Annotated in this window: 14 protein-coding genes; all 14 read right to left on the bottom strand. The window is 40.8% G+C overall.

Translation table 11 applies throughout. The annotated features are described in order from the left end of the window. Positions 1–31: 31 nt before the first annotated feature. Positions 32–832 carry an excalibur calcium-binding domain-containing protein gene (locus tag DB729_RS04710; protein WP_165442224.1) on the bottom strand — a complete coding sequence of 267 codons (801 nt, stop codon included), beginning with the start codon at positions 830–832 and terminating at the stop codon, positions 32–34. A gap of 104 nt (positions 833–936) precedes the next feature. Next, a complete protein-coding gene (pabB, locus tag DB729_RS04705; RefSeq protein ID WP_109290126.1) occupies positions 937–2,658 on the bottom strand; it encodes an aminodeoxychorismate synthase component I in 1,722 nt (573 codons plus the stop codon). A 74-nt stretch (positions 2,659–2,732) separates the two neighbouring features. Further along, a complete protein-coding gene (locus DB729_RS04700) occupies positions 2,733–8,666 on the bottom strand; it encodes a ZmpA/ZmpB/ZmpC family metallo-endopeptidase (RefSeq protein ID WP_109290127.1) in 5,934 nt (1,977 codons plus the stop codon). 2 nt (positions 8,667–8,668) lie between these two features. Then, on the bottom strand, positions 8,669–9,232 hold the full coding sequence (locus tag DB729_RS04695) for a TIGR01440 family protein (protein ID WP_045616863.1): 564 nt from the start codon (positions 9,230–9,232) through the stop codon (positions 8,669–8,671). A 109-nt stretch (positions 9,233–9,341) separates the two neighbouring features. Beyond that, positions 9,342–11,033 (bottom strand): cache domain-containing sensor histidine kinase, encoded by a 1,692-nt coding sequence (locus DB729_RS04690; protein ID WP_109290128.1) that lies wholly within the window; start codon positions 11,031–11,033, stop codon positions 9,342–9,344. Then, positions 11,030–11,767, bottom strand: coding sequence for a response regulator transcription factor (locus DB729_RS04685; RefSeq protein WP_033584528.1), 738 nt, complete (start codon positions 11,765–11,767; stop codon positions 11,030–11,032). The genes DB729_RS04690 and DB729_RS04685 overlap by 4 nt, the downstream gene beginning before the upstream one ends. Before the next feature lie 70 nt (positions 11,768–11,837). Continuing rightward, the gene (gene msrB / locus DB729_RS04680; RefSeq protein WP_109290129.1) at positions 11,838–12,950 is read right to left on the bottom strand and encodes a peptide-methionine (R)-S-oxide reductase MsrB; all 1,113 of its coding nucleotides are present in this window, start codon (positions 12,948–12,950) and stop codon (positions 11,838–11,840) included. A 9-nt stretch (positions 12,951–12,959) separates the two neighbouring features. Then, complete coding sequence (locus DB729_RS04675; protein WP_000759267.1) at positions 12,960–13,523, bottom strand: redoxin family protein; 564 nt, start codon at positions 13,521–13,523, stop codon at positions 12,960–12,962. A 13-nt stretch (positions 13,524–13,536) separates the two neighbouring features. Beyond that, entirely contained in the window at positions 13,537–14,247 is a 711-nt protein-coding gene (gene ccdA2 / locus DB729_RS04670) for a thiol-disulfide oxidoreductase-associated membrane protein CcdA2 (RefSeq protein WP_109290130.1), read from the bottom strand. A gap of 162 nt (positions 14,248–14,409) precedes the next feature. Beyond that, the gene (locus DB729_RS04665; RefSeq protein WP_109290131.1) at positions 14,410–14,961 is read right to left on the bottom strand and encodes a GNAT family N-acetyltransferase; all 552 of its coding nucleotides are present in this window, start codon (positions 14,959–14,961) and stop codon (positions 14,410–14,412) included. A gap of 297 nt (positions 14,962–15,258) precedes the next feature. Next, positions 15,259–16,083 carry an ammonia-dependent NAD(+) synthetase gene (gene nadE, locus DB729_RS04660; protein ID WP_109290132.1) on the bottom strand — a complete coding sequence of 275 codons (825 nt, stop codon included), beginning with the start codon at positions 16,081–16,083 and terminating at the stop codon, positions 15,259–15,261. Continuing rightward, positions 16,080–17,540, bottom strand: a complete 1,461-nt coding sequence (locus DB729_RS04655; RefSeq protein ID WP_109290133.1) for a nicotinate phosphoribosyltransferase — start codon at positions 17,538–17,540, stop codon at positions 16,080–16,082. The genes nadE and DB729_RS04655 overlap by 4 nt, the downstream gene beginning before the upstream one ends. A 116-nt stretch (positions 17,541–17,656) precedes the next feature. Continuing rightward, positions 17,657–18,145, bottom strand: coding sequence for a DUF6773 family protein (locus tag DB729_RS04650; protein WP_000797158.1), 489 nt, complete (start codon positions 18,143–18,145; stop codon positions 17,657–17,659). Continuing rightward, positions 18,135–18,344: a helix-turn-helix transcriptional regulator gene (locus DB729_RS04645; RefSeq protein ID WP_001107504.1), complete on the bottom strand. Its 210-nt coding sequence runs from the start codon at positions 18,342–18,344 to the stop codon at positions 18,135–18,137. Before DB729_RS04645 ends, DB729_RS04650 begins: the two co-directional genes overlap by 11 nt. Between the last annotated feature and the right edge of the window lie 33 nt (positions 18,345–18,377).

Here is an 18,377-nt window from a genome sequence, read left to right as displayed (position 1 = left end):
TTTGCATTAACTTCCTAGAAATTATTCTGAGTTATGGTTTCCAAAGGCCAGAACCATCTACGTAGTATCTGCCACCATCAACTCGCTCATTCTTTGCCATTTTACCATCTGATTTCAAATAGTAATTTCCTTGCCAAGTATTACGAGCGTATGAACCATCTGATTTCAAGTAGTACCAGGATTGATAAGAAAAGTCATAAATCCACTCACCTTGTGCCATTTTACCGTTTGCTTTGAGATAAAAAGCGCCTTGCCAAGCATTTTGGGCATAGGATCCATCTGATTTCAAATAATACCAAGCTTGGTATGATGAATCATAAATCCATTCACTTTGAGCCATCTTTCCGTTTAGTTTTAGATAATAACTTCCTATCCATGTGTTTCGTGCATACGAACCATCCGATTTGAGATAATACCATCCTTTGTAATATGAGTCATATATCCACTCACTCTGAGCCATTGTCCCATCTGATTTGAGATAGTAGTCTCCTTTCCAAGAATTTGTTACTGGATTACCATTGTCAGAATAATAATACCAATATCCATCCTGCTTAACCCATCCACTAGAAGAAACTCTATTCTGTAGACTAGATTGGCGTGGTTTAAAAACACCTCGAGGAGCTTTTGAGCGTTCACAGGCAACTCCATCACCATCTTTGTCTAGTCTTGAAGAATATCCAGGCTCTCCTCTATGGATATCAGAATAGCCATTTTCCCACGCTTCTGTACAATTTGAAAAGTGAATTGTATCATTAGCAAAAGTCGGTTGAGCGAGCATCATCAACGCAGAAAAGCTAGCTAGACCAGCTTTAAAAAGAACTGTTTTTTTCATCATTTCCTCCCATAAAATGATATCGTTTTCCTCTTATTTTATCAAACTTAATCCAACAATTCAAACAATTCAACATATCCATTATGTTTTTTAGTTTATGAAGTTTATTTAGAATTCACTTCCAACTCATACAAGCCTCTGACTGCATTACAGCCATAGACAGCTTCTGCTTGGTTCAAGTCTGCCAAAGTCAGAATTTTCTCTTCTACCTGTCCTTTTCCTAGCAAATGCTGACGATAGATTCCTGACAAGATGCCAAGATTGATAGGCGGTGTGTAGAGCTTCCCGTCAATTTTCAGAACCAAATTCCCGATAGACGTTTCCAAAAGCTCCCCTGCTGCATTATGGTAAATGATTTCCTGTTTACCTAGACTTAAGTGTGGTCTATGAGTTGTTTTAAAGTAGGTAAACGCCTGATTCAAATCTGCTTCTTGCAGGCAGAGTTTAGCTTTGCAGAAGGTCGGACTAAGAGGTGTTAATACTTGCCGACTGAGTTCCATCTCTCCAGATTTGCTGAGACTAATTCGCAAACGGTAGTCTTGGTGGGAATCACAAGCTTGGCACTCTTCCTCTATCTTTTGTCTCAGTTCTTCTGGATCAAAAGGATAGGCAAAATAACGACTCGCCTTTGTCAGTCTTTCCAGATGTTGATCTTCAAACAGTAAGCTCTTCTGGCTGATTTTCCCAGTTGTAATCAATTGGAAACGAGCTTGTTTACGATAGAGAACCGCCGCCTTTTGATGAACTTCACGATATTCAGATTCCCAAGTACTATCCCAAGTAATGCCACCACCCACTCCATAGATGGCTTTCCCTTGATGCAGTTGGATAGTCCGAATGGCGACATTAAAAATCCGTCGCCCATTTGGAAGCAAGAGACCAATAGTTCCACAGTAAACCCCTCTAGGTCGAGGCTCCAAGTCCTTGATGATTTCCATGGTAGCAATTTTCGGAGCTCCCGTTATGGATCCACAAGGAAAGAGAGAGCGAAAAATGGCAACCAAGTCCACATCCAATCGTAACTGACTCTTGATGGTCGACGTCATCTGCCAAACAGTTGAATACTGCTCCACTTGGCACAGACGTTCTACATGCTCACTGCCCACTTCAGAAATACGGTTCATATCGTTGCGCAAGAGGTCCACAATCATCATGTTTTCAGAGCGATTTTTAGGATCCTGTTCTAGCCAGCTAGCTTGGGCAAGGTCTTCTTGGTCAGTCACTCCACGCTGGGTTGTTCCCTTCATTGGTCGCGTTGTCAACTCACGGTCATTTTGCTCAAAAAAGAGCTCTGGACTCATGGAAATCACTGCCATCTCGTCATGTTCAATATAAGCATTGTAGCCCGCCTCCTGCTCTACTACCATACGATTGTAGATGGCAAAAGGATTGGCACTTAAGTCTTGCTTGAGTTGGACGGTGTAGTTGACCTGGTAGGTGTCCCCCTGACGCAAATGATGGTGAATCTGGGCAATAGCCTTTTCATAGTCTGCTTCAGACGTTACTTCCTGCCAATTTGAAGGCAAATCAATATCATCATAAGTCAGAGGAATAGGCGATGTTTCTACCCTATCATGAACTGTAAAGTAAAGCAAGTACTCGCCCAGTAAAGGAGCTTTATGAACTGCTAATTTCTCCTCAAATGCAGGTGCGGCCTCGTAACTGACATAGCCCACGACATAATAGCCTTGCTCTTGGTAGCTTTCCACTTGTGCCAGCAGGTCCGTCACTTCTGCTAAATCTCTCGTTTTTAACTCTTTGATCGGCTGGGTAAAGATGTATCTCTCGCCCAAAGCTTTAAAATCAATCACTGTTTTTCTATGCATATCTTAAGTATAGCACAAAAAGGCAGATACAGACAAAGCTGATCTACCTTTTTTCATTTTACTAGTCCTATCTACTATTTAGTGAATAAATCTCCAGTAAATCCGTCTGATTTCTGCAAGAGTTGTTTGTAAACTTTCCATTTAAGATTCACTGTATTATCAAATTTATTACCTTGAAGGTCTTTTTCAACTGCAGCATCGAATAGCTCTTGAAGTTTTTCATATGTTGAAATCTTTTGACCATCAATTTCAATTTCTACAAAACCTTTCTCAGCTTTAGCTCTGACTTCTTTATACCATTCTTTCTTCCACTCTTCTAATGTATTAAATCTACCTTTAGAAACTTTTTGAATGATAAAGTCATCACCTAGACCTATGTTGCCGGCTGCTTTAGATTCTTGTTTATACTTGTTAGATGCATACCCTAAGAATCCATCAAGGTAACCGTAGTAGCCCCACATACGGAATGTATTGTGTTTGAATGAGATTGAGCCAGCCGTACTCTTACTTGTGTTACCACCGTAAATACCAGTCATCATATTCACAACAGTATAAGCAGAATCGAATCCTTCAGTACGGTAATGACCATTACCTGGTAGCCCGTGTTTAGTAGCGAAGTTGTTATCTACAAGTTGATCAATAGCTGTCAGTTTCATACTCTTCTCATCATCATTTAAATCACGAACTAAATCCCATTGGTGTGGTGCACCTTCTAACTTATTATAGCTCGCTTTTTCGCGATATTTCTTATCGATTTTCTTGAACCACTTATCGTTAGTTCCAGTATTTTTCTTGATGACAGATTCTGCTTCTAAGTAATCAAGCATCATCATTGATTCGTTATAGTTCTTCATGTAGTGATCAATCTTCTCACGACTACTTAACATATTAGGATCATAGTTATAAATTTGTGTACCATCATTTTTACGTTCGTACGCCATATTCAATCCAAGTGAACCATATTCACCATTATAGTTTGTAAGAGATGGTGATTGTAGCATACCTTGAGCAAATGATTCAATATCTGTCCCTTCACGGTGACGCCATGTTCCTAAGTAGGCCATACGGTCATTGATATGAGTTGTTTCGTGAGTGAATGCAGATGTACCATAATCACTAATCATACTAGAGATGATGTAGTATACAGCTTCTGAATTTTGTGGGTTAGAAAAGATATAAGCGTACGCACCCATACCGTTATATCCGTGCCATTTACCTGTAGGTCCATAGAACTCACGAACTGGAGCATAGTCACCATTCTTATTATGACCCATTCGGTCAGCCCATCCATTACCTGGAACATCTTGGTTATCCCAAATTGCTGATGGAACCATGTTTTCAGATTTCAACAACTGATTACGTACATTATCAGCAGCAAGTCTTGACCAGAAGTCTAAGTAATTAATTTGCTCTTGAGCACGTAAGTCGATTTCTTTCTTAAACGCTTCACGTTCAGATTCTGTATTCTTACCATATTTCTCAAATGCACTAAACGCTAGCGTATTGTACGTTGAAATTAAGAACATGTGAGCCTTCTTCGTATTAAGAAGTGGTAAAATGTATCGACCATGTTCACCGTTATTTAAGTTTTCATATAAGTGATATTTCTTATTAGCAAAATCAGGGTTAGATGATTGTTTCTCAACTACATAGTTAGTATGAGAAATAGCTTTCTTATACCATACATTCATATCAGTATCTTCTGTAAAGAGTTTCATGTTATATGTTAAGAAGTCATTTAAATTACCTTTACCTGTTGCTCCCGCAATCACATCACGATAAGCATCTTGAGTTCGGTCCCCTTTCAAGAAATGTTCACGTGAACCAATTTGAATCAATCTATCGATAACGCTAACGTTCTTACCATAAAAATCAGGCTTGAACATCATAAGGTCTTTAATGCTCATATCATTGTATTTAAATCCATAATAACGATTTAAATAAGTAAGACCCATCATAATCTTAGCTTTATTGTCTTCCACTTTTTTAAGAAGAGCTTTCATAGCCGCATCATCACTATTCAATTGATGGTCTTCGTTTTCAACTAAAGCTTTGACTAATTTATCCAAATTAGCTTTCGTTTCTTCAAAGCTTTCTTCAAGGAATAGATTTTTAATATAACCATCTTTACGACCATCAGTATTTTCTTCAGCTTTACCACGTTTATCCATTAACGCACGCACTTCAGGTGAAATCAATTCAACACCTGCTAATTTTGCTTTAATATCGTTGATTAATTGTGTTCTATCTTTAACAACCATATTCGGTGTATAAACGACGTCACCAAGACCTTCGATACTATATTCGCGAACTTGTTGGACTTGAGAATCAGCTTTACGTGTGACAACTTTTTCTTCCTTAGTACCATCAGCATAATGAATCATAATATGATCAACATCTGACAAGTCAGTTACAAATTGCCCATCTTTCATACCTGTCACAGATAATACTTCTGTAGTTAATAATTTAGATCCTTCAGGAGTCTTATTACCTTGATTCACAATCCACTCTTTATTGTAGAACGGTTGAAGTTTTTCAACATTTCGGTAAGCAAGTTCACGTTCTGCATTATAATCTTGAGTAGTTTTGTACGTGTCTTCTTTATACGCTACGTGATTTAATTTATCAGTCAAATATGGTGTGATTTCATATTTATCGGCTGTGATATTGAACGAAGCAATCCGTTTATCCGCTTCTGCTTGGTCGACACCCTTAATCTGTTTTGAACGGTTATAAGAAACGTTACCTGATGCAACATCGTTCACATACACATTGTTCTTGAAGTAATCAAATCCGAAGTATGGGTCACCTGAGTCAACTGACCCTGAACCATACATCATTTCACCATTTGTCACTTTCATCATGCTGACGTTATTTTCAACCCAACCCCAGTCATAGTTTTCGTGAATTAAACCACCGCTTTGATTATTGGTTTTGAGTGTCAATGTCCCTTTGATCACAGATTTAGTTAAACGACCTTTTTGTTTAACATCATTTGGATTTCCACCATGGTTGACTTTGGCAATCAATCCACCAAATTTAGCATTGTTGGCTTTAATGTCAGCTTCAACATAAGAACTATCTACATTGCTTCTCCAGCTTTCACTTACGAGTCCACCAGACCACCAACCTTTGTTACCTACGCTTTCGATTTTACCGATAAAGGCTACATTACGCATATTGGATTCATCTAGTTTGTTGACCATACCTGTAACGTCGTTATTACCAACCACATTACCCGTAACCTTAATATTCTCAATCGTTGAGTTCTTAAACACATCTCCAAGTGGAGCTGTTTTATCAGCCCACGGCATATTGATATTCACATTACCAAAGTTGATGTCATGAATATGAGCATTTTCAACACGGTTGAACAATGGTCGAGCTAGATTGTGAATGGTATAACGTTTATCACCTTCACTATACAACTTACCTTTAAAAATGTTCGTCACGTATTGTTTATTCGGAGTCGGAACATTTGCTGCATTAAGATCCGCACCAAGTTTAAACTCACCCGTTGGGTTAGCTTGCATATCTTTTACAAGCTCATTGAAGTTGTAATATACATTACCTTCTTTTAATTTTTGTTTTTCAAAGTAATGAACATACTCTTCACTGAAAGTATCATCTGCTCTACGTTGAACTAAGTTTGGAGCTTTTGCTACCACTTTGTACAATATTTTTCCATCGACAACCACTTCTTCAACAGAACTTACCGTAAGTCTTGTTGTCTTATTATCATGAGTTGTCACTCGTAAGTAAAGTGGAGCAACGTCTGTCGGTTTTTCAGTAAGTAAGCTCTTATCTGTTTCAACACCAGCATCATCCACACTCATCAAGCTTGTTTCTTTGATATTTTTGATTTCAACTTTTTTAAGGTCAAGTCTTAGCGGTTCTTCTTTCAGAACTTCTTCCTCATCACCCTCACCACGGTCATAAACCATCTTCGTTTCAAGTTTATAATCCTTGTAGTACTGTAAATCTGTCAGGGTAGTTGTCAAGTCGTCTGGTGAAACATTCAAGGTTTTGACAATCTCATCACCTTTTTTCAGAGTTAAGGTAATAGATTTAATGGCTGCCTTACTTGGATTTTCTAGACTATACTTAACATCTGAAGTACGCTTCAAATCCTTAGGCTCAACTGCTGTGATGGTCAATACTGGTTTTTCAAAGGTCTTGGCACCACGTTTCAAAATTTTGTCTTGAGGTGCCTCAAGAATTTCCTCTGTAACTTTTGGAGCGTCCTCTATTTTAACTCCCTTAATGGTATTAAAGGTCTTGGTGATTTTTTTCTGGCCTTCTTTTCCTTCTTGAGCTACAACTTCTAAGCCTTTTTTCAGTTGGTCATCTTCTTTAACAACTTCCTTAAATGGAATCTTTTCAAGACTTTCTTCTACAAGAGTTCCTTCAATTGGTTTAGTCCCACGACTTACCTGTTGGTTTACAGGCTCCTTGGTAACTTCTGTGCTAGTTGAAAGAACTTGGTCAGTTTTAACACCTTCTACTGTTTTATAAGTTGTTTTAGTAACTTGACTACCTTTTTCACCATTTCTTACGACAGTTTCTTCGTCCGTATACTTGGTTGGATCCTCAGTCGTTTCAGTTTTGTAGTCTAGGTCTGTAGTCGATGTTTCAACAAGGGTTCCCTCAGTTACTTTGTACTCAGGTAACTGTTCTTGTACAAGAGCTTGACCTACTTTACCTTCCTCTTGTGTACCTTTTACTTCTACTGGAGCATCTGGTAATGTTGGTTGCGTCAAAGCTTGACCTTCTTTGCCTTCTTCTTGGGTTCCTTTTGCTTCAACTGGAGTCTCTGGCAATTCAGGTTGCGTTAAGGATTGTCCTGCCTTACCTTCTTCTTGAGTTCCTTTTGCTTCTACTGGAGCCTCTGGCAATTCTAGTTGCGTTAGGGCTTGGCCTATCTTACCTTCTTCTTGCGTACCTTTAGCTACTTGGTGAGTTGGTTCAGCTTGTGGTACTGGAGTTGGAGCAGGTTGCACCTCTTTCTTAGTTCCGACTGCAATGACTTGCGACACAGGTTTTTGAACCACTTGGTCTTCAATGACTTCTCTAACTTCTTGACCGTTAACCATCGAAACTTTGGTTACAAGACGACGCTGACCATTTACTCCGGCTGTGACGATACGAGTCTGTCCTTCTGCTAGATTCGCATCTGGGCTTGTGACCGTTTCAAAAGGAATCTCTACCAAGCTCTCTTCCTGTCTAGCCTGAGGCTTCTCAGAAACTGGTTTTTCTTCAACCGCAGGAGCAACTGGATTCTCTACTACAGATTTTTCGACGGCAATTTCCGAAGCAACAGCAGGTCTTTCCTGAGCTACTTCTGTTTTCTCGATTTCTTTTGAACTTTGCTTTTCTACTGGCAACTGAGACTTTTCAGCTGAAGCTGGTCTTGATGGATGAAGTTCCGCTTCCTTGAAGTAACCGATGTATTCATAGCCATCAATATGAATAATCCCTTCAGCCAAGCCTTCATGTGTAGAGGCTGAAATAGTTTGGTTATAAGAAAGCAATTCCTTATTTTCAAAAGCAAATGTCCCATAAGGAACAAAGGTGCTAGCTCCTAAAGAACCAATCAAGAGAACACCTAGAACTTCTCTACGACCTTTTTTGGACACCAAAAAGACTGCTAGAGAAGCAGTTGCCAAGCCAAGACCTGCCAAAGCTAGTTCCTTACTTCCTGTGTAAGGAAGTTGTTGACTGTTAGTTGCCTTCTTACGATAAACTACATAAAGAATATCATCATCTTGAAATTCTGCTGGAACCTCATGGTGAATCAAGGCTTTTTCAGACTCAGTCAATTCCTGCTCCGCCAGATAACGGTAATGAACGCTATGAGCTCCGCCAACTTCATTGGCTTGCACCTTATCTACTGAAAAGGTACTAGCACCAAAAAGGAAGGCCCCGATGGCTACAGGACCTACCCCAACAGTTAGCTTACGAATCGAATATTTGGTGATTTTTTCTAGTTGTTGTTTTGTTTTTCTCATTCTCACGACTTTCTGATAGAATCTTGTGGATACTGCGCACGCGCACCTCCGATTAATTTTGGACGACTTGCAAGAGCCGTTACATGGGCATGCCCAATTTCTCTCAAAAGAGGGCGAATCGGAACCTGAACATGCTTGACATGCATGCCAATTGCAGTGTCTCCAATATCCAATCCAGCATGAGCCTTGATGAATTCGACCTCAACTGGATCCTGCATAAACTTGAAGGCTGCCAACTGACCCGAACCTCCTGCATGAAGTGTAGGAAGGACACTGACGATTTCAAGACCAAACTGCTCTGCCACCTGACGTTCAACGACGAGGGCTCGATTGACATGTTCACAACCTTGAACAGCTAGATGAATCCCTTTTTCCTCTAGGATATCTAGGATGGTCTTCACAATGATTTCCCCAATTTCTTGGCTGGATTCCTTGCCAATCTGACCACCTATCACCTCACTAGAAGAAAGGCCCAAAACAAAGATAGCTCCTTGCTTCAAATTAGCCTTTTCTAATACATCTTCTACAATCTGGCTTGTTGCTCTTTGAATGTCTTTTTCCTTCATACTTGATACCTCTTTTGTCACTATCTATCATATCTTTTTTTACTGATTTTATCAAGGCCAACTAATCATTCTGATTTTTAAAAGCAAAACTCCCAGAATAGACTGGGAGTTAGCTTGTTGCGATTTTATTGAGGTATATTTCAACTGTCGTTCCTTTTTCGGGTGCAGAATCAATCTTCATCTGGTAATTGTCTCCAAAATGAAGTTTGAGTCGTTGGTCGACATTTTGAAGGCCAACTCCCCCACGTTTGAGCTGACTTTGACTACTATCGCCAGCAGCTTGGAAACCAACACCATCATCCTCAATGCAGATGACAAGCCCTGTATCCTTTTTCTGAACAGAGACTTTAATATGGCCCTGACCTTCCTTCTCCTTAATGCCATGGTAAAGAGCATTTTCTACAAGAGGTTGTAACACCAGCTTGGGCAAGACTAAGTTACCAAAAGCAGGATCTTCATCAATCTCATACTCCAGCTTATCACCATAGCGTTGTTTCTGGATAAAGAGATACTGGCGGACATGATTGATTTCATCAGAAAGAGAAATCAAATCCTTTCCTTGATTGAGCGCCAAGCGGAAATAGGTTGCCAGAGACTTGGTCACCTGAACCACTCGCTGACTATCCTGAAATTCAGCCATCCAGATGATAGTGTCCAAGGTGTTATAGAGGAAATGGGGGTTAATCTGACTTGACAAGGCTTGAAGCTCATACTGCCGGGTCGCTTCTTCCTGCCTGCGAATAGCTGCCATCAGCTGATCAATCTGATCCAACATGGCATTGAACTGACGAGTCACTTCTCTCAGTTCATAGGCACCAGCTTCCTTGGCACGCAGATTTTGTGTACCAGAAGCAATTTCCAGCATGGTTTCTCTCAAATCCTTCAAAGGGGCAATCCAGCGCTTGAGACTGAACCACACCAAGCAGAGACAGGCAAGAAGAGATAAGGTACTAGCACCAAGCAAGGTCCACATGAGTTGACTCCGAACCTGGTCTAACTTCTCCAACGAAGACACGCCTATAACCGTCCAATCTGTTCCTGCAATCTGTTCCTGACTGACATAGGATTGATGATCCAGCGTATAGCCCTGCCCTGTCTCAATATAGGGTTTCATGGCCTCCATTTCGCTAGACGAACTATAAACTGTGTGTTTAGGATGGTAAACAAATTCATGGTTTTCATTGATGATAAAGGCAAAGCCCTGCTGCCCCAACTGAAGTTGGTTGAGATAGGCTTCCAGAGTTTCGTAGGAAATGTCCAAACGAAGCACACCAAGATTGGCCCCCTTTGCATCAACAAGTTCCTGAGTAACAGAAATGACCCATTGACTATCTGATTTACGAGCTGGGGTTAAAACTGGCTTAGCTCCCTGATGAATAGCCTTTTGGTACCAATCCTCAGCCATCATATCTGAGGAAGTTTTCATCTGCACACTGTCATCTGTAGAAATAACCTGACCGGATTTGGTTACCAGTACCACCGTTTTCAAGTCCTGGTCTGCCTTTAAGATAGTCAAAAACAGATCTCGGATTCCCTTGACCTTGTCTTGACTGGGATTCTCAGCATAGGCTAGCACATCCTTCTGCTGGGTTAAACTGGTAGAGGTGGTTTCTAATTTTTTGATATATGACTGAATAAAGTGGCTAGTTTGGCTGATAGTTGTTTGGCTATTGCCCTCAATAGTAGCCTCAATGGCTGATGAACTAGATTGATAATAGAAAGTCCCGACCACAGCTAGTAGAATGAGAAAGACCAGAAAGATGGAAATAACCATTCTGACTAAAAGAGAAGAACGCTTCATCGGCCTTCTCCCTTCTTAAACTGACGAGGTGTCACACCTGCAATCTGTTTAAAACGTTGAGTAAAGTAGTTCATATCTTCAAAACCAACCTTTTCGGCTATCTCATAAATCTTTAAATCTGTGGTCAGAAGCAAGAGCTTGGCTTGTTTGACACGCTCTCTCACCAGATAATCCTGAAAAGGCAGGCCCAACTCTTTCTTAATTAAGGAACTCAAATAAGTTGGGCTAAAGCCCAAATCACTGGCCAAGCTCTTTAAACTAAATTGACTGTCAGCCAGATGAGACTGGATTTTCTGGGCCAGATTTCCCTCAAACTTATCGGTTAATAAATCTTGTAACTGCTCTTCTTTTTCTTCCTTGTCTAGTTTTTGCTTTATTTTCCCCAACATTTCCTCAATATCTTGACGAGAAAAGGGCTTGAGCAGATAGTCATCTACACCGAGTTTGACGGCAGACAAGGCATAATCAAAATCATCGTAACCCGTCAAAAAAACTAGGTGAACCTGAGGATAGGTTTCTCGTACCAGACTAGCCAACTGGATGCCATTCAGCTGAGGCATGTTGATATCAGTTAAAATGATATCTGGCACCTGCTTTTGAATCAAGTCCCAAGCCTGTCTTCCATTTTCAGCCTGACCGATGATTTCCATATCGTAGGCTGCTACATTGACCAACTTGGTCAAGCCTTGTCTTACCAGATACTCATCTTCTACGATTAAGATTGTGTAGGTCATGCTCTGCTCCTTTACCACTTACTAGTATCAGTATAGCAAAATTCTCCTCTAACTGCTTAGGAAAGACTTCTTAATCAACATAATCTAGTAAATAAGCATAGCCTTTTTCTTCCATTTGGTCTTTGGGAATAAATCGGATAGAAAGACTATTGATACAGTAGCGTAAGCCACCCTTGTCCTTTGGACCGTCCGTAAAGACATGGCCAAGGTGAGAATCTCCAACTCGGCTTCTCACTTCCATGCGCGTCATATTGTAGGACTTATCTTCCTTGTAGGTAGCAACATCTGGACTAATTGGTTGGGTGAAACTAGGCCAGCCACAACCAGACTCAAACTTGTCTTTTGATGAAAAGAGGGGTTCACCAGTTGCCACATCCACATAGATACCGGATTCAAATTTATCCCAATAGCGGTTTGAAAAAGCTCGTTCTGTTTGATTTTTCTGGGTAACTGCATACTCCTCAGGTGACAAGGTCTTTTTCAATTCTTCATCGCTTGGTTTAGGATATTTGCTGGCATCAATGACAGGGTAGGCCGCCTGATTGACATTGATATGACAGTAGCCATTTGGATTTTTCTTGAGGTAGTCTTGATGGTAATCCTCAGCCACCACAAAATTCTTCAAGTTTTCCTTTTCAACTGCCAGAGGTTGGTCATATTTTTTAGCAACTTCATCAAAGACTTGGTTGATTACTTCCAAATCCTTTTCATCTGTGTAATAAACACCAGTACGGTACTGGGTCCCCACATCATTTCCTTGTTTATTTTTGCTGGTTGGATTGATAATGCGGAAGTAATGAAGCAGAATTTCCTTGAGGGAAATTTGCTTAGCATCATAAGTAACATGGACAGTCTCTGCATGGCCTGTTTGATTAATCAATTCGTACTTGGTTGTTTCCCCTCTACCATTTGCATAGCCTGAAACGGCATCGATTACTCCAGGCACGCGTGAGAAGTATTCCTCCACTCCCCAGAAACATCCCCCAGCTAGATAAATTTCGTGCAAGTCTGCGTCTTTACTCACTTCTGTTTTTTTCACTGTTTTTCCTCCTTGGCTAACGGATGCTTTCTCAATTTGCGAGCTATCTGTCTGCCCTGTATTTCGCATCAATAGAAAATAAAAACCGGTTATGGCTAGGAGAATGACTCCTGCCAAGACAAAAAGTTTTACTTTATCATTCATAGCCTTTCTCTACCCCATTTCTTTCAATTCTTTTAAAATCATTTCCTTATCCATAAAACCTGGTTGCGTTTTGACCAGCTTGCCTTCCTTGTCTATAAAGGCTTGAGTCGGATAAGAACGGACACCATAACTTTCCAAGAGTTTACCTGATGGATCAATTAAAACTGGAAAATTTTTATAATCCAATCCCTTGTACCAATTCTTAAAGTCCGCTTCTGCTTGTTCACCTTTGTGTCCAGGAGAGACCACTGTCAAAACTACATAGTCATCACCAGCATCCTTAGCGATTTCATCCGTATCTGGAAGGCTAGCTAGACAGATGGAACACCAAGAAGCCCAGAATTTAAGATAGACTTTCTTGCCCTTGTAATCAGATAAACGATAGGTCTTACCATCTACTCCCATCAGTTCAAAATCAGCGACTTCCTGACCTTTAGTCGCAGTTTTCGAACTAACTTGTTCTGTTTTGGATTGCTCCTTCATAGTAGACTCGTCTGACATGTTTTTAGTCGAACAGGCTGCCAAGCAACAAATTGAGCCTACTCCAAGGAGACATGTTTGCCATTTTTTCATTTCTTTTTCCTCTCTATTCAAATAATGTAGTCAAAATGGAAGCATTTCCCAAAAGCACCAAGATTCCCATCACGATAATGAGAAGACCACCCATTTTTTTGAGGGTTCCGAGATAAGGATGGAGTTTTCGGAAATGTTTCAAAACATAGCTGGAAGCAAGAGCTAGAACCAAAAATGGTAGCGCCAAACCCAGCGTGTAAATCAACATGAGACCAGCACCCTGCCAAGCTCCTGAACCACCTGAAGCCGCCAAGGCCAAAACAGACCCCAGAACCGGCCCCACACATGGCGTCCAAGCAAAACTAAAGGTTAACCCCAGTAAAAATGCCTGACTATAGCCGTTACCCTTTTGCTCCTGTCTCTTTAATTGTAGCCTTCTTTCCTTGTAAAGTCCCTGCAAATGTAAAACATCCATCTGGTGCAAGCCCAAGAGAATGATAATCGCACCCGTCATATACTGAAACCAAGAAGCATACAGCAAATTGCCTAAAAAACCAGCTCCATAACCCAGTAAGATAAAAACAAAGGAAATCCCCGCTATAAAGGCCAGAGTTCGCAATAAACTTACAACTGAGATTGAAATTTTTCCGCTAGAAACCTGAGCACCATCTTTGTCATCCAACAAGACCCCTGCATAGACTGGCAACAAGGGTAATATACAAGGAGAAAAGAAGGAAAGAATTCCAGCAAGAAAAACACTGATAAAAAAGATTACATTGTCCATATCTTTTCACCCTTCTTTCTTTTGATAAGTCTATTATAATTCCCAACTCTAAGAAAAAACAGGGACAATAATAGGGAAAAATAGGAATTTAATCAGTTTATTCAGAAATATGGTACAAAAAAAGCCAGACAAGGTCTGACTTTGATAGAAACAGAAAAGAAATCACCTGTCTTCCCTACTTATCTGGTAATAAATAAGGTCCGCAACGTAGTCTTTTCTCTCCACACCATTAGCAATGGTTTTTAGATAAGACATTCCCGCTTTTTCCATCACACGGCCTGAAGCTGGGTTGAGACTAGCGTAACGAGCTCTGACTTTTTGAAAGCCTGTTTGAGTAAAACAAAAGTCTAACACAGCTTTCAAGGCCTCCGTCATCATACCATTTCCCCAATAATCTTTTCCTAAAACATACCCAATTTCACAACTTGAATCAGGCTCATTCATCTCAACGATGCTGATATCTCCTATCACATGCTCAGGATCTTCTTTGAGACAAATGGCCCATTTGTAATAGTTGGGATTGGTATAGGATGCAACCCAATTTCGAATCGAATTCCGAGTCACCTCAACATCAGGATGAGGATCCCAGGTGACATAGATTAGATTCTCAGCAGACGAGGCCCAATTTTGAAACATGGCTTCCGCATCACTCTCCACAAATCTTCTCAAAATCAAACGTTCTGTCTGTAACATTTGCGTACCGATTGCTTTCATAATGTTACCTCGCTTTCTAAGCTTAAGGCTCAGGGTAAAAAGACTATACTCAGTAACAGCTAGAAAACAAGTTTTTCATCTAGTTACTTGACGCAGTCGCTGTCTGGTTTGAAATGCGCTTTACCAAGCTTTTTCAAACCTAGTCATCCTTGCGGGGGTGAGACAAGGAAAATCAAACTCTTCGAGTTACCGAATCTACCTCGTTTTCCTGTTTCTAGACTCGGGCTAAAAAGGTCCCCCGGACCTTCCTCGCTTTCTCATTTCTAGACTCGGGCTAAAAAGGTCCCCCGGACCTTTTTACTCCCAAAAGTCATCAAATACGGTGATTGGTAGGTGGCGTTTGTGTTGGCCTTTGTGCCACCAGTTTTCGATAGTCTCTTGAGCTTCTGGGCTGATTGTTTTGCCTTCTAGGTAGTCATCAATCTCTTCATAAGTGACTCCAAGGGCGACTTCATCAGCCAGCCCTGGTTTATCTTCTTCTAGGTCTGCTGTTGGGATTTTTTCATAAAGGGCTGGGTCTGCACCAAGCTCCTTCAAGAGTTGTTTTCCTTGACGTTTATTGAGGCGGTAAAGAGGGAGAATATCTGCACCACCGTCACCAAACTTGGTAAAAAAGCCTGTGATATTTTCCGCAGCATGGTCTGTTCCAATGACAGCTCCACTATGGGCACCCGCAAGGGCATATTGGGCAATCATACGACTACGAGCCTTGATATTTCCCTTGTTAAAGTCTGAAACAGGACTTCCTGTCGCTTCGACTGCAGCTGTCATGGCATCAGCTGATTCCTTGATATTCACAACAAAACTGACATCTGGCTGGATGAAAGCAAGGGCTTTTTGAGCATCTGCCTCATCTGCTTGCACGCCATAGGGCAGGCGGACAGCGATAAATTGGTAGCTGTCATCTCCTGTCTCTGCTCGCATTTCTTCCATAGCTAATTGCGCCAAGCGCCCTGCTAAGGTTGAGTCTTGTCCTCCAGAAATCCCTAGTACAAAAGTTTTAAGGAAGGGGTGTTTTTTCAAGTATCTCTTTAAGAAATCAATCGAACGACGGATTTCTTCCTGAGCGTCAATCACTGGCTTGACACCCAGTTGCTGGATAATGGTCTCTTGCAAACTCATTCTTCTTCTCCTTCACCAAGGGCTTCCTTACGCATCTTATCAATCAAGTCCATCTTATCTTGCCAAATATCACGCGCCAAGTCTACTGGGTAATGTTGCGGATTGAGAACCCGTTTATACTCATCCCAAAGCTTGTCAAATTCTTTGCGAGCATAGGCCTGAATCTCAGTCAAACTAGGCAAATCGTAAACCAATTTTCCTTCTTTAAAGATATCCACCAAGAGAGGAACGGCATCAAAATTACGAACGGTTTTTTTGATATAGGTATAGGTCGGATGGAACATCTTGATTTCAGTCATGCTGGCAACGTCAACTCCATCATAAGTGATGTAGTCGCCTTCTGACTTCCCTTTTTCACGACTGGTAATGCGCCATACCTGCTTCTTACCTGGCGTAGACACTTTTTCAGCATTATTAGACAGTTTGATGGTATTGCGCATCTGACCATTTTCATCTTCGATGGCAACAATCTTATAAACTGCCCCAAGAGCTGGCTGGTCATAGGCTGTAATCAGCTTGGTTCCCACACCCCAGACATCAATTTTAGCCTTTTGCATCTTGAGATTGAGGATGGTATTTTCATCTAGGTCATTAGAAGCATAGATCTTAGCCTCTGTGAATCCAGCCTCGTCCAGTTGCTGACGGACTTTCTTAGAAATGTAGGCAATATCCCCAGAGTCAATCCGCACACCCATAAAGTTAATCTGATCACCCAGTTCACGCGCCACCTGAATAGCAGCTGGCACACCGATGCGAAGTGTATCATAAGTATCTACTAAAAAGACACAATCACGATGGGTCGCCGCATAGGCCTTGAAGGCTTCATAGTCGTTTCCATAAACCTGTACCAAGGCATGGGCATGAGTCCCCAAGACTGGAATATCAAAGAGCTTACCTGCTCGCACATTGCTAGTTCCGTTGGCTCCACCAATCACAGCTGCGCGTGTTCCCCAAATAGCCGCATCCATTTCTTGTGCACGACGTGTCCCGAACTCCATCAAGGGTTCATCTTCGATAACCGAACGAATACGTGCTGCCTTGGTCGCTATCAAGGTTTGAAAGTTAACGATGTTCAAGAGAGCCGTTTCGACCAACTGGCATTGGGCTAGAGGGCCTTCAACTTGAACAATTGGCTCATTAGCAAAAACCAAGTCCCCTTCTTGGGCAGAACGAACCGTCAACTCCAACTTGAGATTGCGGAGGTAGTCTAAGAATGCCCCATGATAGCCAAGCGACTCCAAGTAGGCAATATCGCTATCTGAAAAGCGCAAGTCTTTAAGATAATGTACAATTCTTTCCAAACCAGCAAAAACTGCATAACCGTTCTGAAAAGGTTGCTGACGGAAATAAACTTCAAAGACCGCCTTTTTATTGTGAATTCCTTGGTCAAAGTAAACTTGCATCATGTTAATCTGGTACAAGTCCGTGTGCAATGTCAAACTATCATCTGGATACATCTGTTTTCCTTCTTCCTACTTTACAAAGGTATGAACGTATTCTACCACTTTCACACCATCCGATAAATTAGTACTATTATAACACATTTTACTGAGATTGATAAAAAGCTAACAAGCTATTCTCCATTCTCCAGTTCATCCATATCTTGCTCAAACTTTTTTTGAGCCCATTCGCCATAACTTTTAAGCCCAAGATTGCCGATAAAAACCCAAGGAAGGTAAATCAGATAAGTAATAACCCAAGCAGACAAATATTTAAGGTTCAGAGGATTGTGCTGATAAATTTCGATATTGAATTGATAATTCTGCAACATCAAAAGAGTTGTAATAGCGAGAGTTACCAGCAAACACCCTCCAATCGTAAAATGAAAACGACTATAGTAGTTCACACCCAAATCTCGAGCACGGCCGAAAAAGTAAGAAGTTCCAATAATGATAATGATGAGAATCATTATCGGATTAAAAAGACTTGGTGCTAATACTGTAATCATATAAGATAAAAGCAAGAAAGCTATAGAGATATAGAAACTTTCAGCCCCCGCTTTATTCATCAGTTGTTCTTCTCTTTCGTCTAGTAATTGATAATAAAAAAATCTATTTTTCATCTTCTTCCTCCCAAAATAGTTGGTCTAAAGTTTTGCCTAAACATCTGCAAATGGACTGGCAGAGGGAGAGACTGGGATTGTATTTCCCAGCTTCAATCAAGCCTATAGTCTGCCTAGTAACACCTACATCTTCTGCCAATTCCCCTTGTGTTAAATCACGCTCTACCCGAGCTAATTTTAATTTTAAATTTTTAGCCACTAGAGTCCTCCTTCACATTTTTAAAAAAGTTGC

It is taken from the genome of Streptococcus halitosis, assembly GCF_003143695.2.
Lineage (GTDB): Bacteria > Bacillota > Bacilli > Lactobacillales > Streptococcaceae > Streptococcus > Streptococcus halitosis.
Note: the sequence above shows the minus strand (reverse complement) of the source record. Positions and strands in the feature narration are given on the sequence as shown.